Annotated in this window: 18 protein-coding genes and 1 pseudogene; 7 read left to right on the top strand and 12 right to left on the bottom strand. The window is 60.7% G+C overall.

Features of this window, described 5'->3' with window-relative positions; all coding sequences use genetic code 11:
• Positions 1-21: 21 nt before the first annotated feature.
• The gene (locus NXC24_RS16410) at positions 22-996 is read right to left on the bottom strand and encodes an alpha/beta hydrolase (protein WP_104825204.1); all 975 of its coding nucleotides are present in this window, start codon (positions 994-996) and stop codon (positions 22-24) included.
• A 192-nt stretch (positions 997-1,188) separates the two neighbouring features.
• On the opposite strand from NXC24_RS16410, the gene NXC24_RS16405 reads away from it, so the two are divergent.
• Positions 1,189-1,923, top strand: a complete 735-nt coding sequence (locus tag NXC24_RS16405; RefSeq protein WP_104824267.1) for an SDR family oxidoreductase — start codon at positions 1,189-1,191, stop codon at positions 1,921-1,923.
• Here NXC24_RS16405 and NXC24_RS16400 read toward each other — a convergent pair.
• The 3 genes and pseudogenes from NXC24_RS16400 to NXC24_RS16390 all read right to left on the bottom strand — a co-directional run bounded on the left by NXC24_RS16400 (position 1,874) and on the right by NXC24_RS16390 (position 4,621).
• Positions 1,874-2,796 (bottom strand): annotated as a pseudogene (locus tag NXC24_RS16400) (LysR family transcriptional regulator). The gene NXC24_RS16405 and the pseudogene NXC24_RS16400 overlap by 50 nt on opposite strands.
• 147 nt (positions 2,797-2,943) lie before the next feature.
• A complete protein-coding gene (locus NXC24_RS16395) occupies positions 2,944-4,011 on the bottom strand; it encodes a cyclic nucleotide-gated ion channel (RefSeq protein ID WP_104824266.1) in 1,068 nt (355 codons plus the stop codon).
• 130 nt (positions 4,012-4,141) lie between these two features.
• Entirely contained in the window at positions 4,142-4,621 is a 480-nt protein-coding gene (locus NXC24_RS16390) for an Lrp/AsnC family transcriptional regulator (RefSeq protein ID WP_104824265.1), read from the bottom strand.
• Between the two features lie 131 nt (positions 4,622-4,752).
• Between NXC24_RS16390 and NXC24_RS16385 the strand changes: the two genes are divergently transcribed.
• Positions 4,753-5,169: a DUF2000 domain-containing protein gene (locus NXC24_RS16385; RefSeq protein ID WP_104824264.1), complete on the top strand. Its 417-nt coding sequence runs from the start codon at positions 4,753-4,755 to the stop codon at positions 5,167-5,169.
• Positions 5,170-5,522: 353 nt separating this feature from the next.
• A complete protein-coding gene (locus NXC24_RS16380) occupies positions 5,523-5,987 on the top strand; it encodes an Hsp20 family protein (protein ID WP_104824263.1) in 465 nt (154 codons plus the stop codon).
• A gap of 107 nt (positions 5,988-6,094) precedes the next feature.
• On the opposite strand, the gene NXC24_RS16375 is transcribed toward NXC24_RS16380, so the two are convergent.
• On the bottom strand, positions 6,095-7,117 hold the full coding sequence (locus tag NXC24_RS16375) for a bile acid:sodium symporter family protein (protein ID WP_104824262.1): 1,023 nt from the start codon (positions 7,115-7,117) through the stop codon (positions 6,095-6,097).
• Between the two features lie 105 nt (positions 7,118-7,222).
• Between NXC24_RS16375 and NXC24_RS16370 the strand changes: the two genes are divergently transcribed.
• Positions 7,223-8,080 (top strand): LysR family transcriptional regulator, encoded by an 858-nt coding sequence (locus NXC24_RS16370; protein ID WP_104824261.1) that lies wholly within the window; start codon positions 7,223-7,225, stop codon positions 8,078-8,080.
• A gap of 141 nt (positions 8,081-8,221) precedes the next feature.
• Here NXC24_RS16370 and NXC24_RS36180 read toward each other — a convergent pair whose 3' ends face one another.
• Entirely contained in the window at positions 8,222-8,344 is a 123-nt protein-coding gene (locus NXC24_RS36180; RefSeq protein ID WP_260303136.1) for a hypothetical protein, read from the bottom strand.
• 149 nt (positions 8,345-8,493) lie between these two features.
• On the bottom strand, positions 8,494-9,540 hold the full coding sequence (locus tag NXC24_RS16365) for a low specificity L-threonine aldolase (RefSeq protein WP_104824260.1): 1,047 nt from the start codon (positions 9,538-9,540) through the stop codon (positions 8,494-8,496).
• 568 nt (positions 9,541-10,108) lie between these two features.
• Here NXC24_RS16365 and gltB point away from each other — a divergent pair.
• Together gltB and NXC24_RS16355 are read left to right on the top strand one after the other, a co-directional pair.
• Entirely contained in the window at positions 10,109-14,848 is a 4,740-nt protein-coding gene (gene gltB / locus NXC24_RS16360; RefSeq protein WP_104824259.1) for a glutamate synthase large subunit, read from the top strand.
• A gap of 162 nt (positions 14,849-15,010) precedes the next feature.
• Positions 15,011-16,465: a glutamate synthase subunit beta gene (locus NXC24_RS16355; protein WP_104824258.1), complete on the top strand. Its 1,455-nt coding sequence runs from the start codon at positions 15,011-15,013 to the stop codon at positions 16,463-16,465.
• 66 nt (positions 16,466-16,531) lie between these two features.
• Here the strand turns inward: NXC24_RS16355 and NXC24_RS16350 are convergent, their stop codons facing one another.
• The 4 genes from NXC24_RS16350 to NXC24_RS16335 form a co-directional block, all read right to left on the bottom strand.
• Positions 16,532-17,281: an aminoacyl--tRNA ligase-related protein gene (locus NXC24_RS16350; protein ID WP_104824257.1), complete on the bottom strand. Its 750-nt coding sequence runs from the start codon at positions 17,279-17,281 to the stop codon at positions 16,532-16,534.
• Between the two features lie 247 nt (positions 17,282-17,528).
• Positions 17,529-18,614, bottom strand: a complete 1,086-nt coding sequence (locus NXC24_RS16345) for a serine hydrolase (RefSeq protein WP_104824256.1) — start codon at positions 18,612-18,614, stop codon at positions 17,529-17,531.
• A gap of 35 nt (positions 18,615-18,649) precedes the next feature.
• Positions 18,650-19,792: a DUF459 domain-containing protein gene (locus NXC24_RS16340; protein ID WP_245463991.1), complete on the bottom strand. Its 1,143-nt coding sequence runs from the start codon at positions 19,790-19,792 to the stop codon at positions 18,650-18,652.
• Positions 19,793-19,924: 132 nt separating this feature from the next.
• Complete coding sequence (locus NXC24_RS16335) at positions 19,925-21,148, bottom strand: lytic murein transglycosylase (protein WP_104824254.1); 1,224 nt, start codon at positions 21,146-21,148, stop codon at positions 19,925-19,927.
• A gap of 206 nt (positions 21,149-21,354) precedes the next feature.
• Here NXC24_RS16335 and galU point away from each other — a divergent pair, with 206 nt between their 5' ends.
• On the top strand, positions 21,355-22,242 hold the full coding sequence (gene galU, locus NXC24_RS16330; RefSeq protein WP_104824253.1) for a UTP--glucose-1-phosphate uridylyltransferase GalU: 888 nt from the start codon (positions 21,355-21,357) through the stop codon (positions 22,240-22,242).
• 57 nt (positions 22,243-22,299) lie between these two features.
• Here the strand turns inward: galU and NXC24_RS16325 are convergent, their stop codons facing one another.
• Positions 22,300-23,829 carry an outer membrane beta-barrel protein gene (locus tag NXC24_RS16325; protein WP_104824252.1) on the bottom strand — a complete coding sequence of 510 codons (1,530 nt, stop codon included), beginning with the start codon at positions 23,827-23,829 and terminating at the stop codon, positions 22,300-22,302.
• Between the last annotated feature and the right edge of the window lie 183 nt (positions 23,830-24,012).

The raw sequence follows: 24,012 nt of genomic DNA, 5'->3' as shown, positions 1-24,012 counted from the left end.
TTTCGGGTTCGCGATCCCGCTCTAAATCCCCACTCCCGCCATATCCGTATTCGCCTCGGCATCGCTGCCGGGGATGAAGGCGTTGATGGCGGCGAGGGCGGCGTTGCGATAGACGTCCCGCTCCTGAAGAATCTCGTGTTTGGCGCCGTGAATAGGCACGAGCTGCGCTGCGCGGAAATAGCGCGACAATCGTTCCTGGTCGGCATAGGGCACGACGCCGTCGCGGGTCGGCGCGATCAACACGGTCGGAATGGTGATGGAAAAGAGATGTTCGGGCGTGTTGACGCGATCGATCGCGCGGAATGCTTCCAGCAGCCAGCGCGCCGTCGGCGGTCCCAAGGTGAGCTGCGGGTAGGCCGTTGCGATGGCGATATTGCGCCGATAACGCAGCTCGTCCGTCGTCAACGGATTTTCCGGAAACGGCTTTTCCTTGATAGTTTTGCTGAACTGCATCCGGCCAAGACCAAGAGCGCAGACTATGCCGGAGAGAGAGCGGATGAGGCCGGGCGAGACGCCGTGGCCGGTGAGGCCAACGAAGGGCGCCGACAGCACCATGCGCTCGATCCGGGTCGCAAGCCGCGGCGCCGCCGACAATGCGATCAGTCCACCGGTCGAGTGCGCCAGCAGGAAGAACGGCAGGCGCGTATCCGGCAGCACGATCTTGTCGAGAAAGGCGGTCAGGTCACGCTCATAGTCCGAGAAGCGTCTGACATGTCCGCGCAGCGGGTCCTTCAACAGCCGCTCGGAGCCGCCTTGGCCGCGCAGATCGAAGGTTGCGACCCAGAGACCCTTTTTGGTCAAGTCGCGGATCGTTTCGAAATATTTCTCGATGAACTCGTTGCGACCCTGCATCAGCACCACGGTGCCCTTGGCGACCGGCTGCTCGCAGCGGAAGACGACGTAGCGCAGCTTTCGCCCGTCAAATGACTCGAAGAACCCCTCGGTGCGGTTTTCCGGCACCGGATTGTCTGGAGTGGAATAGAGGATCGAATCCATGACGATGTCGCGCCCCGCTGAAGGGATGTCCTCCTCAAGGGGATAACGCAGGTGTAGGGAATTGCAACTGCTTTGTTGGCGGCGGTATGCCTCCATCTGCGTCTCCGATAGCACTATCGTTTTTCTCCGTTTCCCCTCCTTGCGCGTCTCTGCGAGTTCTCGGCCGTGGTCATCCGTATGGGAATGAAAGACATGGCAATTGCTGAAATCGTGAATTCAAGAATTCTTATTGTTGGCGGCAGCTCTGGAATGGGCTTGGCGCTGGCGAAACGCTCGCTCGCCGTCGGTGCCGAGGTCATCATCGTTGGGCGGAACGCGGACAAACTGAAGCGCACCGGCGCGGAATTCCAAAATCCGGCACTTTCCACGATCGCGACCGATATCACGCAGGAAGGCCAGGTTGCCGATCTATTCGAGCGGGTCGGTCGGCTCGACCATATCGTGAGCACAGCCGCCGATATCGAAGGTGCTTATGAGCTGCTGCCCTCGCTGGATCTCAAAGCTGCGCAAAAGGTTGTGGAAAGCAAATTCTACGGACCGCTATTGCTGGCGAAATATGGCGCGCCAGCACTCTCTCCAACTGGCTCCATCACCTTCACATCCGGTATCGCGGCCTATCGTCCAGCGGCGCGAGGGTCGGTTGTTGCCGCCGTCAATGCGGGCTTGGAAGGGCTGGTCCGGGCGCTCGCGGTCGAGTTGGCGCCAATCCGTGTGAATGCCGTTTCGCCCGGCTGGGTCGACACACCGATCTGGACGCTCGTTGCCGGCGACAAGAAGGACGAGACGCTGAACGCCATGGCAAAACGGCTGCCGGTTGGGCGCGTAGGACAACCGGAAGATATCGCCGACGCCATCAGTTTCCTGATGGGCAATGCTTTCACAACGGGAACGATACTGCATGTCGAGGGCGGGCACCGGTTGGTTTAGCGGGTACGAAACCGTTGCTTTCGGCTGCCAGCAACAATTTCAAGGCTGGGGGCTGAACACGCCTGCGCCGCCAAATCATCACAAGCGACGCTGTCCGGGTTGGGCCGGGCCAGGGCAGCTCGTTGATTTCGCCGCGATCGAGGGCGTCGGCGACCGCAAGCCGCGGAACCAGGCTCATCCCTGTACCGGCTGCCACGAGCCGGGCAATTGTACCGATGCTGCCGACTTCGGCGGCGAGTTTCGGTGCCGCTATCCCAGCCTCGTCGAAGACCTTGTCGAACAGGTGTCGATAGATGCAACCGGCCTCGGTTGCGACGAAGCTCGTAGAAGCAAGCGCAGCCAAATCGCCTCCTTTCGATAAGGATTCCTGCCCAGGAGGCGCGATAAGAACCAATGGCTCCGCCGATATCATCCGCTTCGCCAGGCGTTGTCAAAACAGAAGGCGACATCGATCTCGCCGTCTTCGACCTTCCGCAATAGATCGCCGCTGCCTGCAACTTTCAGCCGCAGATTGACATCAGGATGATTGCTTTGAAAAGCCGCCAGCCATTGCGGAAGCCTCACGGAAGCAATCGTCTCCAGTGCGCCGATCGTCACCGTTCCCGCGGTGCGCCCCGAGGCTGCCTCGACGGCCGCACGCGCCTCGTCCGCCATCATCAGAATTTCTTCGGCATAGGGTCTCAGTGCTTCGCCCGCTGCCGTGAGTTCCAAGCCCGATCTCAACCGAATAAAGAGCTTAGTGCCCAGTTCGGTTTCGAGCGACTGGATTTGATCGCTCACGCTCGATTGCGCGAGATTCACCTCCTCGGCCGCACGAGTGAAATTCCGATTTCGGGCAACCGCCAGGAATGTCTTGAGTAGTCTCGGATGCATTGAGCCGTGCCGAAGTGGGATCAGAACAAGCGTCACCAAATGAGGAGGCAGCGCCGAGGCGACGCAACGATATCGATTTTGTCACCGCCAACAGATTACGAAACGGTCGTATAGAAGGTCAACGGGGCCGAGCCATCGGCGTCGCCCTCAAGTCTTCGGTGTCGTACCGCGGCGCTCGAGTGCTGTTTTGCGAATGATGTCGGCGATCTCCGGGCTGCTGCTGGACAGCATCTGGAAGTCGGCGGAATAGAGCGAGAGGAGCGAGACCTCGGTGACGGCGCTGACGGTTGCCGAGCGGGGTTCGCCGCTGATCAGCGCCATCTCGCCGAAGAAGCTGCCGGAGCCGAGCTCCACCGGATGTGGTGTCGCGACGCTGACGCGGCCTTCGACGATGAAAAACATCTGATCGCCCGTGTCGCCCTTGCGGCAGATTGCGGTGCCCGCCGGTACGACGCGCGGCCTCAGCGCCCGTACGATCTCGATCAGTGCGGCAGAACCAAGTTTTTGGAACAGCGGCACGGCCGCAACCAACTGCCAATTGCGCACGAAGTCCTGGCGGCGGACCTCTTCGTAGAAGCCGGTGGCGAGGATGCCGGCCCAAAGGGCAAAGATGCCGATGCCGCTCATCATAACCAGTCCGGCGAGAACGCGGCCGGCGAAGCTTTGCGGAATCTCGTCGCCGTAGCCGGTGGTCGATAAGGTCACTACCGCCCACCACATCGCCAGGGGTATGCTGCCGAACTTGTCGGGCTGGACATCGCGCTCGATGACATAGGCTGCGAGTGCCGCGCCGAATAGAACAATGCCGAAGATCGAAGTGACGCCGATCAGGTTGGGCGCCTCTTTAGTGAGGACCCTGCCCAATAGTCGGAAGAAGTTCGAGCCGCGCAGGGGTTTCAGCAGCCAGATGGCACAATAGAGGCTTTGGTCGCGGCCGCCGACGAACAGGAACGCAGCCATGGGGATGAGAACGGCGAGCACATCGACGACTATTTCCGGCCCCTTGTCGCGAACTTTTTTTGTCCGACGGACGATCAGCGTTTCGATCAATTGCAGGACATAGGCAGCCCAGATGCCGGCAAGCAGGACTTCCAGAATGAGCCTAGTCTGTCCGGTCATGTCCGGCATGGTGAGCGCAGCAACGGTCACGAGACCGATTGCAGCAAGCAGCGCGCTCAGCGGCTCAGAAATCTTCGAGAAAGGGAGTGCCGACATTCAACAACCTCCCCGACCGGCCTGCCACTCACCTAAGCATAGGATGCCTTCGGCCCAAACGTAAAGGGCTGTCGAGGCATGCGCAGCAGCCAAGTGTTGACCAGTGAACGAGCAAATTCGTCTTGGGCCGTTATCGCTGCCCGACACCCAGCGGAAACCCCTTGAAAGGCTTGATTTCCTTGAGCACGAACGTCGTCTGCATTTCCTTGATACGGGGCAATCGGCGAACGGCCGCCATCGCGAAATCCGCGTAGCTGTCGAGGTCCGCTGCAACGACCTGCAGCAGGAAATCCGAGTCTCCGGCGATGCTGTAGCATGCTACGACTTCGCTCAGCTTTAGCAGGTCGCGCGAGAATTCCTCGGCTTCGGCCTCGCTGTGGCTATCGATCTTCACCCTGATAAAAGCCAGGACGCCGAGGCCGATCTGGCGCCTGTCGAGGCTTGCCGTATAGCCCTGGATGACCCCTGTTTCTTCCAATTGACGCACACGCCGCCAGCATGGGGAGGTGGAGAGTCCGACTTCGGACGAAAGTGCCTGATTGGTCAGGCGTCCGTCCTTTTGGAGTGCTTCGAGGATTCTCAGGTCGATCGGTTCAAGTGCGGAGGGCATATGTCGCCTTATTATGGGTCGATATGGGTAGAGTCTGCCATATATAGCCAAGTATTGGCAATAAAAGGTAAGAATCTCCGCGACGCCCAGGATATTCTTTTGGGAACATCGACACCAGCAACAGGTTTCCCATGCTTCCCGATATCCGCCTCGCCATCGTCATCAATCCGGATCTGCCGCTCGGGCTGATCGCCAATACCGCCAGCGCTATTGCGATCGGGCTGGGCGCGCGATTTCCTACGCTTGCGGCGCAGCAATTGATCGACAGCGAAGGGCGGGCCATCGACATCAGTTCGAACATGCCGGTTCCGATGCTGCAGGCGGATGCCGATACCATCCGGTCGCTGCTGCTGAAGGCATTGCCGCCGCAGGGCGAACGGGCGGTCGTCGCCTTTCCGGCATTTGCACGCTCTCTGCACGATTACAGGGAGTATGAGGCAATGTTTCCCGACCGAGACCTCCAAATGGAAGCGATTGACGGTCTGGGGATAGCGGGTCCGTCGAAATGGGTGAAATCGCTGACGGGCTCGCTGAAGCTGTTGCGCTGACGGAAGGAAAGAAAAGGGCCGGCTTGCGGAGATAGAGAGATCCGCGTCGCCGGCCTAGCAAGGACTGAAGAAGAAGGGACGATACACTTCAGTCATCGGACAGTGAATGTATCCGATGGTTCCATTGGTAGGCCCGCCAGCCTGAACGGGTGCCGAACCGGCCGTTCATCTGTGGTTCACGCGGCGTTATGTCTGAAATTCGGGAGATGTCTTCAGGGGTCTTGAACTCCCGAAAAGCGATCACCATCTCCACTCTGCGGGTGCCAAAAGGGCTCGCATAACCGTCCCGAGACCGCCCAGAGCGGGGTCATGGGGCACAACCGAATCGCAATCGTCGCTCACAGGAGGACACCATGCGTCACGTAGATTTCTCTCCCCTTTATCGTTCCACCGTCGGTTTCGACCGTCTCTTCACCATGCTTGACAGCCTTGCGCAGCCGGATCAGGCCCAGACCTATCCGCCCTACAACATCGAGCGTACCGGTGAGAACACCTATCGCATCACCATGGCCGTTGCCGGTTTCGATGAAAAGGAACTGAGCATCGAGGCTCATGCCCATGTTCTCCAGGTCAAGGGTGAAAAGAGCGAGGAGCCGGCTGAGGCCAGCGAATATCTCTATCGCGGTATCGCCAAGCGCGCCTTCGAGCGCCGCTTCCAGCTCGCCGATCATGTCGAGGTCCAGGCGGCTTCGCTGAAGAATGGTCTGCTGCACATCGATCTGTTGCGCAACATTCCGGAAGCCATGAAGCCCCGCCGTATCTCCATCGCCGCCGAGCCGGTCGAGACCCCGAAGGCAATCGAGGCCCGTATCAACTAACGGCCTTCAATCAATAGACCAAAGACCGATCCTCCCAAGGTCACAAAAGCAAGGCGGCGCTCCGTTGGGGCGCCGCCTTTTGTATTCGATCGTGGCTGGAATGGTCCTCACGCGGCGTTCGGGGCTCCGTTCGCCTTGGAGGCCACGCCCGCCTTGGCCGCTTCCCGCCTCTTGGCGGCATCCGCATATTTTTGGGCGATGACGGCGCAGGCCATCAACTGGATTTGGTGAAACAGCATCAGTGGCAGGACAATGGCGCCGATGCCCTGGCCGGCGAAGATGACGTTGGCCATCGGAACGCCGCTCGCAAGCGATTTTTTCGAACCGCAGAAGGTGATGGTGATCTCGTCGGCGCGGGAGAAGCCGAGCGCGCGACTGCCGAACATGGTGATGCAGAGCACCAGCGCCAGAAGCACGATGTTGGCGACGATGACCGTGGCGATATCGACGAGCGAGAAGGCATGCCACAGGCCCTCGACGACGGCCTCGCTGAAGGCCGAATAGACGACCATCAGGATCGAGCCACGGTCAACCGGCATCAGGATCGTCTTCTTCGAGCGTATCCAATTGCCGATCCACGGCTGCAGGACCTGGCCGGCGATGAAGGGCGCGAGCAGTTGCAGCATGATCTGCTCCAGCACGTCCCAGGAGAATCCACCGCCATGGCCGCCAACAGAGAAGAGCACGCCGACGAGCAGGGGCGTCAGGAACATGCCGAAAATATTGGAGGCCGACGCGGCGCAGATCGCGGCCGGCACATTGCCGCCGGCAATCGAGGTGAAGGCGATCGAGGACTGCACCGTTGAGGGCAGCACGCTGAGGAACAGGATGCCGGTGTAAAGCGCTTGCGGCAGAAGGGCCGGTACCAGCACGCCCATGGCGAGAGCCAGGAGCGGGAAAATGCCGAAGGTGGTCAGCAGGATGACCAGGTGCAGCCGCCAATGCAGCAGACCGGCAATGACCACATCCCGCGACAGGCGCGCGCCGTGCAGGAAGAACAGCAGGCCGATGGCAAAATTGGTGGCGGTGCCGAAGTAGCTGGCGCTGGTCCCTTGCACGGGGAAGAAGGATGCCGTCAACACGGTGAGCACGAGGAGGATGGTGAAAGTGTCTGGAAGAAAGCGGCGCATGATGCCAACCCCGATTTGCAATTCCGTAAGATTAGTTCTAGCACATAGACCTATCGTGATCCGCGATGCAAGGAATAACAGTTATCGTGATTCAGGATGAGTGTCATGCTTGATCTCACGCAATTGCGCAGCTTCGTTGCCGTCGAGCAGATGGGCAGCTTCACGCTCGCGGCCGAGCGGCTTGGCCTCGGCCAGCCCACGGTCAGCCAGCATATCCAGCGGCTGGAAACTACGCTTGGCCGCAAGCTTCTGGCCCGCGACACGCATCGAGTGGTGTTGACGGGCGACGGCGAGGCGCTGCTCGGCCATGCCCGGCAGATGCTGTCGATCGAGGGGGAGGTGCAGCAGCTCTTTGCCGGCAACAGTCTGCGCGGCACCCTGCGGCTCGGTGTCTCCGAGGATTTCGTCACCAGCCAGTTGCCGGATGTGCTGGAAGAATTCGTTCGCTCGCATCCTTCCGTCGATCTCGAATTGACGGTCGCGCTCAGCGGCACGCTCTATGAAATGCAGGACAATGGCGACCTCGACCTCGTTCTTGCCAAGCGCCGCCTCGGCGACGCCAGGGGGAGGCTCGTCTATCGTGAGCCGCTGGTCTGGCTGGCGCGCGATCCGGAGCGCATTCGCAAGCTCGCGGCGCCTTTACCGCTGATCGCCTTTCCCGCCCCAAGCGTTACCCGGGCCGTAGCGCTTGAGGCGCTGCGCCGTCAACAGGTGCCCTGGCGCATCGTCTGTACCTGCGGCAGCCTCAGCGGCCTGACGGCGGCGGCGCGTGCCGGCATGGGCGTCCTCGTTCAGCCCCGCAGCATGGCGCCAACAGGACTGTCGGAAATTGCGCCCGGTTGGCTGCCGATGCTGGAGGACGTCGAATTCGTGTTGGTGCCACGCAAGGGAGCGGATCAGTTGCTGGTCAGCGCCTTGTCGGAGGATATTCTGGCGAAGGTGAGAGGGCTGAGATCCATCTGACGTATCAGAGCGGCGATGCCATCCATAAAAAATATTTAGAATCATATGGATAATATTCTGAACTTCGCTGAAGTTCCTTCGCCGGCTTCCGACACGCCTTCCGCGTGTCCTACCTTTTTGATTCACCTATTCAGGTTCATGTCAGTTTTCGTTGGTACCCTTGAAGCCAACTAAACGAGCTGAGTCGAGGAAAATCAGCCCGATGAAATATGGTGCGATGTTTATTTGCGGGCTGGTCGCCTGCGTGATGGCGATGACGGTCATAACCCGCCATATGCCAGGCCAATCGGGCCAAGACGTTTCACATTCCGCACTGTTCATGCACCCAAGTGAGAATTTAACCTCCAAATGAGGTGCTGAGCGCCGCGTGCGTCCCAATGGGACAGCTACGGCGCTCCTTTTTTACCCGAAAATCAGGCGAGGCAAGCCAGGAAGCCGGCGACATCGTCATCTGTCGTGGCGAAGCTGGTGACGAGGCGGATCAGTGTCTCGTTCGCGTTTACCAGCTCGGGGCGCGATTCCGGGATCGGCCATTCGTAGAACTTTGCACCCCTGTCCTCGGCGGTCTTGGCGGCCGATTTCGAAATGATCGCAAAGACTTCGTTCGAGGCGGTCGGCCAGGCGAGGCGTGCGGTGGCGACCTGCTCGATGCCAGCGCGCAGGCGATCGGCCATACGGTTGGAATGGCGGGCAAGGTCGAGCCAGAGGCCATCTTCGAAATAGCCGTCGAACTGGGCGGCGATGAAACGCGACTTGGAGAAAAGCTGGGCGGCGCGTTTGCGGATGAAGTGCATCTCCTTCGCCTGCTCCGGATTGAAGAAGACGATCGCCTCCGCGCACCAGCAGCCGTTTTTGGTGCCGCCGAAGGAAAGGATGTCGACGCCGCGCTTCCAGGTCATTTCCGCCGGGCTGACGCCGAGCGCGACCAGCGCATTGGCGAAGCGGGCGCCATCCATGTGCAGTGGCAGGCTGTTTGCCTTGCAGACGGAGGCGATGGCGTCGATTTCAGCGAGTGAATAGACCGTGCCGATCTCCGTTGCCTGGGTGATGGTCACTGCCGCGGCGCGGCCATGATGGAGGTCATCCTGCGGAAAGCGGGCGACCTTGGTGACGAGCGCCTTCACGTCGATTTTACCGGCCGCACCATCGACCGTCGCCAGCCGCGCCCCGCTGAAGAAATCCGGCGCCCCGCATTCGTCCTCGGCGACATGTGCTTCTGGATGGCAGAAGCTGACGCCGCCCGGCTTCTGGACGCTGGCGAGCGACAGCGAATTGGCGGCCGTGCCGGTTGCGACGAAGAAGACGGCGACCTCACGCTCGAAGATCTCGGCGAACTTAGCTTCAATCTTCTGGTCGAGATCGCTGGTGCCGTAGGCTGCGGCGAAACCGCCGGATTCGGCAAGGAGGCGTTCGGCGATCTTGGCATGGGCGCCGGCCCAATTATCGGAAGCAAAAAACATGGATATGCACCAACTGAATCAACGGGATTACGGGAGGGTTAGCTGAGGTCCGACGGACATTAATCCAATGCCGCAGGGGATCAAGAGTGCCATGCTGAAGGACACATCACAGAAATTGATCTACGCAATCAACAAACAAAATGATGCGGTGCGGTGAAACTTTCTTGCTCGAATTTTGAAGCATCGGCAATCTTCCGTCGCGGGTTAACGTTATTTTGCCGTTTTGCTCTTGCGAAGCCGATCACTTTCTGGCATAGAGCTGATGAATTAGGACAGGGTTGCTGTCCTATTTTGGCCGCCAAGGCCGAAGATGCGCTAGAGGGTCCTGACGATATCGGGATTTCGAGCTATAGTTACCGCGAGCATGTCCTATCGAGCCGTGAGGCGATCAGGCGGAGCGGCGGTGGAATAAGCAAGGCGCGGAACGCTGACGACGGGCTCCACCAAGGAGTCATGGTCTGCGGCCCGATCTTCACAATGCAACAGCGCTGTCGCGCGTCGGACCCGATAACGGGGCGGCGCGGGACGAAGGATCGCCCGCGATGCGGGCCTTACCGGAGGGAAAACGATGACGAACAGGACGCCGTCCATGACTTTTGACCATATCGCAGCAGCAGAGGCTGCCGCCACGGTCAATACGTCGAAACGTGCCGATCGTTTGGCCTCGGGAGGCCTCCCGCCGAAGCAGGGCCTCTATGATCCGCGCAATGAACATGATGCCTGCGGCGTTGGTTTTGTCGCGCATATGAAGGGCCAGAAGTCGCACCAGATCGTGCGCGACGGCCTGTTCATTCTGGAAAACCTGACGCATCGCGGCGCTGTCGGCGCCGATCCGCTGATGGGCGATGGCGCCGGCATTCTCGTGCAGATTCCGGACCGCTTCTTCCGCGAGGAAATGGCCTTGCAGGGCGTTACCCTGCCGAAGGCCGGCGAATATGGCGTCGGCCATTTCTTCCTGCCGCGCGACGAGGCGCTGATCGAGCATTTCAAGACCGCCATCAAGCAGGTCGTCGCCGAAGAGGGCCAGGTTCTGCTCGGCTTCCGCGATGTGCCGGTCGACAACTCCTCGCTCTCGAAGGCGCCTGACATCGCCGCTACAGAGCCGCATCATGTGCAGGTCTTCATCGGCGCCGGCCGCGATGCCGGCACGCATGAGGAATTCGAGCGCCGCCTGTTCACTCTGCGCAAGGTGATCTCCAACCGCATCTATGCGGAATATGAGGGCGAAGAGAGCAATTTCTACCCGGTCTCGCTGTCGAGCTCGACCGTGGTCTACAAGGGCATGTTCCTCGCCTATCAGGTCGGCGCCTATTACAAGGATCTAGCCGATCCGCGTTTCGAATCGGCCGTCGCTCTCGTGCACCAGCGCTTTTCCACCAACACCTTCCCGTCGTGGAAGCTGGCGCACCCCTATCGCATGGTCGCCCATAACGGAGAAATCAACACGCTGCGCGGCAACGTCAACTGGATGGCGGCGCGCCAGGCTTCGGTCTCTTCGCCGCTCTTCGGCGACGACATCTCCAAGCTCTGGCCGATTTCCTACGAAGGACAGTCGGACACCGCCTGCTTCGACAACGCGCTCGAATTCCTCGTGCGCGGTGGTTATTCCATGGCGCATGCCGTGATGATGCTGATCCCGGAAGCCTGGGCCGGCAACCAGTTGATGGCGGCGGAACGCAAGGCGTTCTACGAATATCATGCCGCCCTGATGGAGCCGTGGGATGGTCCGGCCGCTGTCGCCTTCACCGATGGCAAGCAGATCGGCGCGACGCTCGACCGCAACGGCCTGCGTCCGGCCCGCTATCTCGTCACCAACGACGATCGCGTCATCATGGCGTCCGAAGCCGGCGTTTTGCCGGTTGAGGAAGAAAAGATCATTCAGAAGTGGCGCCTGCAGCCGGGCAAGATGCTGCTCATCGATATGGAAAAGGGCCGGATCATCTCCGACGACGAGGTGAAGTCGGAGCTTGCGACCAAGCATCCCTATCGGAGCTGGCTCAACCGCACGCAGTTGATCCTCGAAGACTTGAAGCCGGTGGAGCCGCGGGCGCTGCGCCGCGACGTGTCGCTGCTCGATCGCCAGCAGGCTTTCGGCTACACGCTGGAAGACACCAAGATCCTGATGTCGCCGATGGCGACGACGGGGCAGGAGGCGATTGGCTCCATGGGCACGGACACGCCGATCTCGGCCATGTCCGACAAGCCGAAGCTGCTCTATACCTATTTCAAGCAGAACTTCGCGCAGGTCACCAACCCGCCGATCGACCCGATCCGCGAAGAGCTGGTGATGAGCCTCGTTTCCTTCATCGGTCCGCGCCCGAACCTGCTCGACCATACCGGCATGGCCAATGCCAAGCGGCTGGAAGTGCGTCAGCCGATCCTGACCAATGGCGATCTGGAAAAGATCCGCTCGATCGGTCATACGGAAGACCGTTTCGACACCAAGACGCTGGACTTCACCTATGATGTCGAGCGCGGTGCCGAAGGCATGCCGGAAATGCTGGACCGTCTCTGCGAGCGTGCGGAAGCGGCCGTTCGCGGCGGCTACAACATCATCGTGCTGTCCGACCGCCAGATCGGGCCGGACCGCATCGCGATCCCGGCGCTGCTGGCGACGGCGGCCGTTCACCATCACCTAATCCGCAAGGGGCTGCGCACGTCGGTCGGTATCGTCGTTGAAACCGGCGAGCCGCGCGAAGTGCACCATTTCTGCCTGCTCGCCGGCTATGGCGCCGAGGCAATCAACCCCTATCTCGCCTTCGACACGCTGCTCGACATGCATCAGCGCGGTGACTTCCCGAAGGAAGTCGATGCGAGCGAAGTCGTCTATCGCTATATCAAGGCGGTCGGCAAAGGCATCCTCAAGGTCATGTCGAAGATGGGCATTTCGACCTATCAGTCCTATTGCGGCGCGCAGATCTTCGATGCGATCGGCCTGCAGCAGGAACTGGTCGACAAGTACTTCTTCGGCACGGCGACGATGATCGAAGGCATCGGCCTCGAAACCATTGCCGAGGAAACCGTTGCCCGTCACAAGTCGGCTTTTGGCCGTGATCCGATCCTGGCAAGCACGCTCGATATCGGCGGCGAATATGCCTACCGTATGCGCGGTGAAAGCCATGCCTGGACGCCGGATGCTGTCGCCGCCCTTCAGCATGCCGTGCGCGGTAATGCTGCGGACCGCTATCGCGAGTTCTCGGAGATGGTCAACCAGTCGGCGCTCCGGATGAACACCATCCGCGGTCTCTTCAAGATCAAGGGTGCGGAAACACTCGGCCGCAAGCCGATCTCGGTCGACGAGGTCGAGCCCGCCGTCGATATCGTCAAGCGCTTCTCGACAGGCGCCATGTCCTTCGGCTCGATCAGCCGTGAGGCGCATACGACGCTGGCGATCGCCATGAACCGCATCGGCGGCAAGTCGAACACCGGCGAAGGCGGAGAAGAATCCGACCGCTACATGCCGCTCTTCGACGGTTCGCCGAACCCGGAACGCTCCGCCATCAAGCAGATCGCCTCCGGCCGCTTCGGTGTGACCACCGAATATCTGGTCAATGCCGACGTGCTGCAGATCAAGGTGGCGCAGGGTGCCAAGCCCGGCGAAGGCGGCCAGTTGCCCGGCCATAAGGTCGACGCCACCGTCGCCAAGACCCGCCATTCGACGCCGGGTGTGGGCCTGATCTCGCCGCCGCCGCACCATGATATCTACTCGATCGAAGATCTGGCGCAGCTCATCTTCGACCTGAAGAACGTCAACCCGACGTCTGATGTGTCGGTCAAGCTCGTCTCGGAAGTCGGTGTCGGCACCGTCGCCGCCGGCGTTGCCAAGGCGCGCGCCGATCACATCACCGTTGCCGGCTTCGACGGTGGTACGGGCGCTTCGCCGCTCACCTCGCTGAAGCATGCGGGTTCGCCCTGGGAAATCGGCCTTGCTGAGACACAGCAGACGCTGGTGCTGAACGGGTTGCGCTCACGCGTCGCCCTGCAGGTGGATGGCGGTCTGAAGACCGGCCGCGACGTCATCGTCGGCGCGCTGCTCGGCGCAGACGAATTCGGTTTCGCCACCGCGCCGTTGATTGCGGCCGGCTGCATCATGATGCGCAAGTGCCACCTCAACACCTGTCCAGTCGGCGTTGCGACGCAGGACCCGGTTCTGCGCAAGCGCTTCAAGGGCACGCCGGAGCATGTCATCAACTACTTCTTCTTCGTTGCGGAGGAAGTGCGCGAAATTCTCGCCTCGCTTGGCGCTACCAAGCTGGACGACATCATCGGCGCTTCGGAACTGCTGGAGAAGGATGATATGCTCGCCCATTGGAAGGCCAAGGGGCTCGACTTCAGCCGCATCTTCCACAAGGTCGATGCGCCGAAGGAAGACACCTATTGGACGACCGTGCAGAAGCACCCGATCGTCGACATTCTCGACCGCAAGCTGATCGAGAAGGCAGAGCCGGCGCTTGCCAGCAAGACGCCGGTCGCCTTCGAAGTCGACATCAAGAACGTCGACCGTTCGGCCGGTGCGATGCTGTCGGGCGCCGTCGCCAAGCGCTATGGTCACCGCGGCCTGAAGGATGACACGATCAACGTCACGCTGAGAGGCACGGCCGGCCAGTCCTTCGGCGCGTTCCTGGCGCGCGGCGTCACCTTCAACCTCATCGGTGACGGTAACGACTACGTCGGCAAGGGTCTTTCGGGTGGCCGCATCATCATCCGTCCGCCGGAAAACTCGCAGATCTCAGCCGAACATTCGATCATCGTCGGCAACACCGTGCTTTACGGCGCGACCGAAGGCGAATGCTACTTCCGTGGCGTCGCCGGTGAGCGTTTTGCGGTGCGCAACTCCGGCGCCATCACCGTCGTCGAAGGCGTGGGTGACCATGGCTGCGAATATATGACCGGCGGTGTCGTCGTCGTGCTCGGCGAAACCGGCCGCAACTTCGCAGCCGGTATGTCGGGCGGCGTCGCTTATGTGCTCGACGAGAAGGGCGATTTCGCCCGTCGCTGCAACATGGCGATGGTCGAGCTGGAACCGGTTCCGGAAGAGGATGAATTGCTGGAGAAGCTGCATCATCACGGCGGCGACCTCATGCACAAGGGACGCGTCGACGTCTCCGGTGACATGACCCGCCACGACGAAGAGCGCCTCTACCAGTTGATTTCGAACCATTTCCACTACACCGGCTCGACGCGGGCAAAGGAAATCCTCGATCACTGGGCCGACTACCGCCCGAAATTCCGCAAGGTCATGCCGGTTGAATACCGTCGTGCGCTGGAAGAGATGGAGCGTAGCCGGATGGGTGTGGCGGCGGAGTGATCCGCTGCACCTCCTCTTCCTTCGAGGATTTCGCGTCCAGTTGCGATCGCAACTGTCGAAAAGCGGAATCGGTTTTGAATTACAGTGCCGGACAAGGCAGCGGGATTTGCCTTCAGGCACGGGAGCCATCGGCTCCTCTATTTAGCGTGAGGAAACGAAAGCATGGGCAAGGTAACAGGCTTCTTGGAAATCGACCGACAGGTTGGCAAGTATCAGCCGGCGTCGGACCGCATCCGGCATTTCCGCGAATTCACGATCCCCATGTCGGACCAGGAAGTGCAGAAACAGGCAGCACGCTGCATGGACTGTGGCATTCCCTATTGCCACGGCCCGACCGGCTGCCCGGTCCACAACCAGATTCCGGATTGGAACGACCTCGTTTACAACAACAATTGGGAAGAGGCGATCCGCAACCTGCATTCGACCAACAACTTCCCGGAATTCACCGGTCGCGTCTGCCCCGCACCTTGCGAGGAAGCCTGCACGCTGAACCTCGAGGATGCCCCGGTCGCGATCAAGACGGTCGAGCAGGCCATTGCCGACAAGGCCTATGAACTCGGCTTCATCCGTCCGGAACCGGCAACCGTCCATACGGGCAAGAAGGTCGCCGTCATCGGCTCCGGCCCCGCCGGCATGGCGGCGGCTCAGCAGCTTGGCCGCGCGGGTCACGAAGTCCATGTTTACGAGCGCGAAACGAAGCCCGGTGGGCTGCTGCGCTACGGCATTCCGGACTTCAAGATGGAGAAGAACTTCATCGACCGCCGCGTCGAACAGATGAAGGGCGAAGGCGTGACCTTCCATTGCGGCGTCAATGTCGGGGTCGACGTCAATGTCGAGCAGCTTCTGGCTGACTATGATGCGGTTCTTTATTGCGGCGGCTCGGAAACCCCGCGCGAAGCCGGCATTCCTGGCACGACGCTAGCAGGCGTCCATGACGCCATGCCCTATCTCGTGCAGCAGAACCGCCGCATCGGCCGCGAAAACATCGACAGCATCGGCTGGCCGTCCGACCCGATCCTTGCCGGCGGCAAGCATATCGTGGTCGTCGGTGGCGGCGATACTGCGTCCGACTGCGTCGGCACCGCGTTCCGCCAGGGTGCCGTCAAGGTGACCCAGCTCGATATCCGCCCGCAGCCGCCGGAAAAGGAAGACAAGCTCGCCGTCTGGCCCTTCTGGGCGACGAAGATGCGTACCTCCTCCTCGCAGGCCGAGGGCGCCGTGCGCGAATTCCAGGTGGCAACGCTGGAATTCATCGGCGAAGACGGCGTACTGACCGGCGTGAAGTGCTGCGAAGTGGATGAGCGCCGCAAGCCGATTGCCGGCACGGAGTTCGTCATCCGCGCCGATCTCGCCTTCATCGCCATCGGCTTCCGCGGTCCGTTCACCGACAGCGTGCTGAAGGAGCTCGACGGCAAGCTGACGCTCAACACCGACAAGCGCGGCTCGACTAATGTCGTCGCCGACGACAAGGACTATAAGACCTCGGTCGACAAGCTCTGGACCGCCGGCGACGTCCGCCGCGGCCAGTCCCTGGTCGTCTGGGCCATCCGCGAAGGCCGCCAGGCCGCCCGCGCGATCGACGAAGCCCTGATGGGCTCGACGGTGCTGCCGCGGTAAACTTCGCCGCCACCTTCATGCAGGTTATCGGAGGGCCGGGTTCGTGATGAGCCCGGCCCTTTCTCTTTATCTGTTTGCTGCGATGTTCCAGTTATAGATGCAGCGATCGAGACCGATCGCGATTTCCAGCACTGCGACGTCGTGGTCCATTGCCGGCCGTTTCTTGGACTGACTGCGATAGCGTTGAGGAAAGTCCGTGCGTTTCGAGATCGAGCAGATCTCCATCCATTTGTCGCCGTTATCGACCTCAATATCCATGGTGACCTCAGAATAGGCCGGAAGGCGATCGGATGGCACGATCCTTGTCGGCAGATGGATCACCGAGGCGATCATTCGGCGGACCGGTTCCAGGGCGGCGGCGTGGTAGTCATTGCCGCTGTCGGCGGTGAAGGCGCATTGGAATTCAAGCTGCCAGAATTCCTTGAGACGAACATGCTTGGTCGATTGGTCCTGTTCCCGGCGATAGGATTTTCCAGCCTGCCAAATACACAATGGCAGCCGCGTTCTGGAATGATTTCCGAGAAGATGCTGCATATAGGCATAGGTTGATGGCGTCGTTTCGGGCCGCAGCACAAGTTCGGCTTCCGTCTTTGATAGCCGCTCCTGTACCCATATGTCCGAATTGGAATAGGCATCCGAGACGAGGCTTCGAGGCATCAAGACCGGAGCTTCGACCCTTCGGATATCCCAGGCGGGGTTTGCGGATCGTAGAACGCTGCCGACTTCATCGGAAAAGAACCGGATGAGATCGTCGCGGAGCCGGATATCCCGCTCTTCCCAATGAACGAGCGAATTGACGTGATAGATATTGAGCACGTGCCTTTCTCCATGGGCAACGTTGATGTCTTGAGGTGAGGGCTTTACGTCCAGCAGCCGCCGGACACGCCAATCGCTCCGGCTGTCACGACTGGACGCGGAGACCTCGGCCGGAGAAAGCGCGCAAAACCACAGCCTGCAGGCAGGTGCGGTTGCGATCGATATGATCTGCGCTGTTCAAGCTCATGCAGTGCTTGTATTGGCGGGTTGCGGCGTTGTCAAACAACCGATTGCCCTGCGTGGACAGCTATCCGCGTAGCGCCGCCGGAAGCACAAATCGCCTAAGCACCGTATCACCGACGGCCGGCTGGAGCGTGGGATTATGGTATAATCCTGCCAACACGACGGCCGTTATGTTCAAGCTGGGAATGACATAGAGTCTTTGTCCACCCCAACCAACGGCGGCGGTCCAGCTAATCTCCTGCCGATCGATCAGCGATCGTCCCAGCCACCATTGGAACCCGTAGAAATACAAGCCTTCACCCTGGACCTGCGGTGACGTAACCTGATCGATCCAGGCTGGTGAAAGGATCCTGGCGTTGTTCCAGGCGCCTTTATTCAACACCAATTGACCGATCTTGGCCACGTCGCGGGGCCGCATGCGCAAGCCGGACGCGACATTGGGCGTTCCGTCCCAGTAGCGAATCCATTCCACCTCTTCGATGCCAAGGGGCTCGAAGAGATATTCCTTCGCAAGCTGATCCGGCCGCCGACTCGATGCCCTATGCAGAATGGCGCCGAGCAGAGCGGTCAAGCCACCATTATAGGTATAGACAGCGCCGGCCGGCCTGGCGACGTTCTGTTCCAGAACGTAGCGGTGAGGGTCAGCAGCCTCCATCATGCGGCGCTCGCTGTTGGCTGGATCGCTGTAGGGCAACTCCTCGCTCCAGGCTAAGCCGGCGGACATGGTGAGCAGATGGCGGAGCGTTATCCTATCTTTTTCCGGCGTGCGGAGATCGGCATGATCAGGAAAAAAGGAGAAAACCGGCGTATCGAGGTCGTCGATCCAGCCGTTTTCGATGGCGATGCCGACGAGCAGAGAGGTGATGCTTTTGGTGATAGAGCGAAGATCGTGTTTGAGGCCTGCATGGAAGGCCACGCGGCCTAGCGGAGTCCCCCATGTCCTGTCCTCGCCGGTGAAATATCGCTCGTAGACCAGTTTGCCATGGCGGGCGATCAAGATGGCATGGGCATTTGCCTCTGTCCACGCTTCGAAATGCGGACCGATCCCTCGCAATCTGTCCGCATCGAAGCCGTGCTCCTCAGGGATTGATGATATCCATCCATCCGCTGATACTTCCGGTAGACCAAGGTCTGCGTGCGATTCCAGCATGCGATTGCCCTTGTTTTGTTAGTAGCCGGTGGTGGTTACGGTGCAGTCGTAGCCGCCGGCAGTCGGTAGTCGTCGACGCGTCCGGTCGGCGCCGGGGCCATCTGGCCTTTCTCGACCAGGAGGTCGCGAGGAGATTGGGTGACGGAATTGTGGGCGGGAGCGCCGCCGAGAAGCTGTGCGCCGCCGTCGAGATTGGGGTCGGAAAGGCTTACCGGCTGTGTGCGGGTGATCATTTCCATCTCCGTCGGCGGCAGGTTGACTTGTTCGGCCGGCAGTTGATTGCCGGTGTCCAGGCGGATGATATCCGGGCTCGCCTGGTCACCGAGCAGCCGGCGCGTCGGTTTTTCGACGTAAAAGGCGACCTTGCGTTTTCCCGCTGCCGTGAGATTGACACCGTCGGAGGTTCGGAGCCGCACCTGCTGGCCGTTGATATCCGAGCCAGTGACGATGAACTCGCCGTTCTCGTCGGTGAAGCCGTCCCAGATATCGATGAATTCGCCGCCGACGCTTTCGACCTTGCTTTGGTAGAGTTGGTTGAGCTTCACCGCATCGGCCGTCATCTGGTCGGAGCCGAAGGGTGGCAGGCCGACCCAGAGGAGGGGGATATGGTGGTTCGTCACCAGCCTGCCGAACTGCTGCACGCGCTCCTCATAGGCAAGGTACCAGGGGTCGGTGCCGAATTTTTCGTTGAGCCCGTCACCCGTCATCTGCTGGCGATCGTTGGCGCCGATCATGACGACGACCATGGCGGGTTTCAATTGATCCAGCATGGCCGGCAACTGTTGCGGCCAGTTGTAATAGTCCTGGCGCACCAGGCCGGAGGCGACAGTGCTGCGTGTCTGTACGACGACGCCGGGCGAGGTGGAAAAGGCATCTTCCAGCCCATCGCCCAGGCCGCCCGCCAGAAAATCGCCGACGACGAGGATCGTCTTGGCATCCGGCAGTTTCTGGATCTCCGGCGGCGGCTCCGGCTGAGCCACCACTACCTGGCGCGGCGGTGGAGCGATCCGTTTGCGCGGCGGCCGAATCGTGCGTCTCGGCGGAGGTTGATAGGGAATATCGGGCTCCGAACGGCCGAACAACATTTCAAGCAATGTCCTGCGCGGCCGCTCCTGCGCCTCGGCTGCCGTCAGCAGACAGGCAAACGCCAAAAGGCCTGCAAGAAGTGCCGTGAACATCGTTCTTGCAGCAGTCATGGTCGCGCGGGCAGGTCGGTTTTTCATCGGGCTCTTTTCCGCTCGCGGCGCCATGGTTGCATGAAGGCGGTGCCGCCGTCCAGCCAATCCAAGGCTCATCTCGACCGCGGCGACCTATTTGCGCAGGGCGTTCAACAGGTTCATCGACGGCTCGCCGTCGGCGCTCATGCCGAAACGCTGCTGAACGGCGGTAATGGCGGCCTTGGAGCCGGAGCCAAAATTGCCGTCGACGACGCCGTCGTAATAGCCGAGCTCCTTCAGGCGGGTTTGCAGCTCGAATTTCTGCTTTACATCCAGCGTGCCGCTCGGGCGCGGCCAGGATTGCTGCACGCCGCCATAGCCGGCGATCTGATCGGCCAGCAGGCCAACGGCGAGCGCGTAGCTGTCGGAGGCATTGTAACGCTTGATGGTGAAGAAGTTGCCGGCCATCAGGAAACCGGGGCCGTCAGCTCCGCCCGGCATCTTCAGTTGCGCGCGGTCGGATGTCAGGCGGAAGCTCTTGCCGTTCGGGCGTACGAAGCCCATGGCAGCCCATTGTGCGATCGTGTGGGTCTTGCCGACCTGCGCTGCGCCGCCCGGCGGTACGGTCACTTCGTAGCCCCAGGTGCGGCTGGTGCTCCAGCCGTTCTTTGCCAGCAGATTGGCGGTCGTTGCCAGCGCGTCGGGAATGGAGTTCCAGATATCGGCATGGCCGTTGCCGTCAGCGTCGACCGCATAGAGCAGGTAGCTGGTCGGGATGAACTGCGTGTGGCCCATGGCGCCGGCCCAGGAGCCGTTCAGCTCGTCGCGCGGCACATCGCCGCTCTGCAGGATCTTCAGTGCCGCGATCAATTGCTTTTTGGCGTAGCCGGCGCGCTTCGGATCGGCATAGGCAAGCGTCGCCAGAGCGCGCGGCACGTAATGCAGCTTCTCGTCCTTGGCGAGCACGGCACCGTAATTTGATTCCATCGACCAGATGGCGAGGATAATATTGCGATCCACGCCGAAATGCTGTTCAAGGGAACGGAGTGTGGAACCGTATTTGGCCGCCATCTTCCGGCCAACATCGACGGTATAGGGATTGACGCGGGAATCCAGATAATCCCAGATCTGGGATTTGAATTCCGGTTGATACTGCGCTTTTTCGAGGACCGTGGGGTCGGGGTCCGTTACGCCGGCAAATGCTTTGCGATAGGTTGACTGCGTGATGCCGCTTTTGGCTGCGGTATCGTAGAAGCCCGCGATCCATTTCTGGAACCCGGGGTCCGCATTGGCGTTAATGGGAGTTAGTCCCGCAAAGGCACCGAACGCGAGCGCCAGAGCGAGACCACGAAGGGAGTGTTTGCGGTTTGGGGTCATCAACAGCCGTGTCCATCAATACTTGGATTTCGGTGCGGCGATGCCGGTGGCATTCGCCCAAGCGTGACACTACAGGAACGAAGTCAACAAATTCTTTACCATGGAAGCCAGGGTCAGTCATCATTTGCAAAACAGTAGCAAATTTATACTACTGACCCTTCGATTAGCTTTGGCGCAAAAGCGACGTAATTCCCCAGGAGGTATGCGTGGGACAGCATAAAAAGGTGCGTAAGGCAGTATTTCCGGTCGCCGGACTAGGGACGCGGTTCTTGCCGGCGACCAAGGCGGTGCCGAAGGAGATGCTGACCGTCGTCGACAAGCCGGTGATTCAGTACGTCGTCGACGAGGCGATGGAAGCGGGCATCGAGCATTTCGTGTTCGTGACCGGCCGCAGCAAGCATGTCATCGAGGACTATTTCGACATTCAGTTCGAACTCGAGCACACGCTGCGCCAGCGCAACAAGAATGCCGAACTGTCGCTGCTGAACGGCCTGCTGCCGAAGGCCGGCACGGCGAGCTTCACGCGCCAGCAGGAGCCGCTTGGCCTTGGCCATGCCGTCTGGTGCGCCCGCGAGATCGTCGGCGACGAACCGTTCGCGCTGCTTTTGCCCGACATGGTCATGCGTGCCGAAAAGGGCTGCATGAAGGGTATGATCGAGCTTTATGAGCATAGCGGCGGCAACGTCATCGCCGTCGAGGAATGCGCTCCGGATCAGACGCATAAATACGGCATCGTCGGCGTCGGCGAGACGATCGGCAGCGGCTTCCGCATCACCGAAATGGTGGAGAAGCCGGCCAAGGGCACGGCTCCGTCGAACTTCTTCATCAACGGCCGCTACATCCTGCAGCCGGAGATTTTCCATATCCTGGAACGCCAGGAGCGCGGTGCGGGCAATGAGATCCAGTTGACCGACGGCATGCTGAAGCTTGCGCAAGAGCAGGATTTCGCCGGCTATCACTTCCAGGGCCAGACTTTCGACTGTGGCGCCAAGGATGGCTTCATCCTCGCCAACGTCGCCTTCGCGCTCGCCCGCGCGGACATCCGCCCGACCATCGAGGATGGGTTCAAGGCGCTGGTCGACGCGCTGAAATAGTAGAAAGATCAAAGCACCCTCTCCCCGCTCATGCGGGGCGAGGGAGTGACCGGGGCTTTACTTCTTCACCGTCAAGCCCACGCCCGCCTGGAGCTGCCGCGTATCGTCGCCCGTCTTTCGTGACGTGAGCTGATAGCCGACGTTACTGGTCAGATCGAGATAGCGATTGATGCCCCAGGTCAGGCCGAGGGCCGCATCATATTCGGTTTCGTCGGAGATGGTGCTGCCGGACGGATAGTCGCGCCAGATCGTGCCGCCGGTCAGCTTGGCCGTGAGATCGTCGCGTAGTTCCTGGCTCAATGTGCTCGTCAACTGATAGGCGGTGTAGCCGCTTTCGCCCGCCGTCGTGGAGGGTTGGACCGTTGTCGAAAGGCCGATGCTGACGTCGGTGCCGCGCTGGGGCGACCAGGCGAGATTGCCGTCGACAGTCGGCGAATCGATCGAAGCCAGGCGCGAATCATCGAATTCCGTATGCTGGTAGCCGAAACCGAGCTCGCCTTTCATCTTGTCGCCAAGATCGAGCTCGATACCCGCCTTGCCGCCATAGCTTTGGTTCGAGCGGGCGTAGCCGTTGCTGTCGTGGGACTGGTCGTAGAAGGTGCGGCCGAGATCGGCCTCCAGGAAGGGAATGAGGACAGGCGACAATTCGTAGCCGATGCGCCCGCGCCAGGTGCCGGCCGTCTGATTGCGGTCGCTAAGCGTCACCTGTGTTCCGTCCGACAGGGTGGCATCGGAATAGATTGTGCGGGTTAGCGCCACGGCCGTCGTGCCGCGTAGCAGGCCGAAATCGCGCTCCAGCGATGTACCGGCGTTGAATTGATTGACGGCCGACTGCTTCGAGGCGCCGGCGATGGCGTTCGGGTCGCTCGTATCTTCGCGGAAGAACTGATAGCCGGCGGTGATATGCGCCGTGGTATCGGTGGGAAGATCAAGGCGCAGATCGGCGTTGATATTGACATTCGGCTGTTCGGCGCCGCTGCCGCTCAGGTTTTTCTGCCAGACGCCCTCACCGGTGACGATCAGCGCATGGCGGTCCCAATCCGATGTCAGGGTGCTGCGCAGATCGGTCTGCAGGAAGCTCCGATCGTCATTGGTCGAGCCGGTGCGGTTGCGCTCGAAGTTGATGGACTGGTTGACGGAAGGCCGCAGAGTGAAGGTGCCGAGCGGTATGCCTTGCACATCCTCGCGATCCGGATGCTGCCGCGCTTTCAGATCATCGACACTGGTCTCGCGCAGATTGACGCGGCGCAGATCGTCATCCAGCGTCGAGCCCGTCGTGGTCGGATCGATGCCAAGTCGCAGGGCTGAACTGGACGACGTGTCCGAATCCGTCGTCGTCTGTTTCGCGGCTTTGGTCGTCTTGGATTTGGAGGATGTCGTGCCCGTCGTGTCCGAACCGGGAAGATCGAAACTATCTGTGTCGGTCGATGTTGCCGTCAGATTGGTGCTGGAACTCTGGCTCGCGTCGAGCGATTGCGCCTGAACCGGCATCGGCATGGCGAATGCAGCCCAGCCCAGCAGAGCGGATGCAGCGCATGCCGTCAGCCGGAGGGAGCCACCACCCGCCTTGTTCTTGCCGATGTCCATTTGATCTATGTCTGGCCTTACTGGAAATGCTTTAAATCGTTACCCAAGCGTAAAGGCCCATGGTTAACGCTTCCTTGCCAGCCGACTACAAGGAGTCATGGTGACGGAACTGGCTTTGGTGGCGCGACGGCCGATCTCCGCTGCACAAAATCGATCTCCGGTGGACAGATTTGCAGAAAAGCG

This window comes from Rhizobium sp. NXC24 (assembly GCF_002944315.1).
Lineage (GTDB): Bacteria > Pseudomonadota > Alphaproteobacteria > Rhizobiales > Rhizobiaceae > Rhizobium.
The sequence above is the reverse complement of the archived record's forward strand: the minus strand, read 5'-3'. Positions and strand labels throughout refer to the sequence as shown.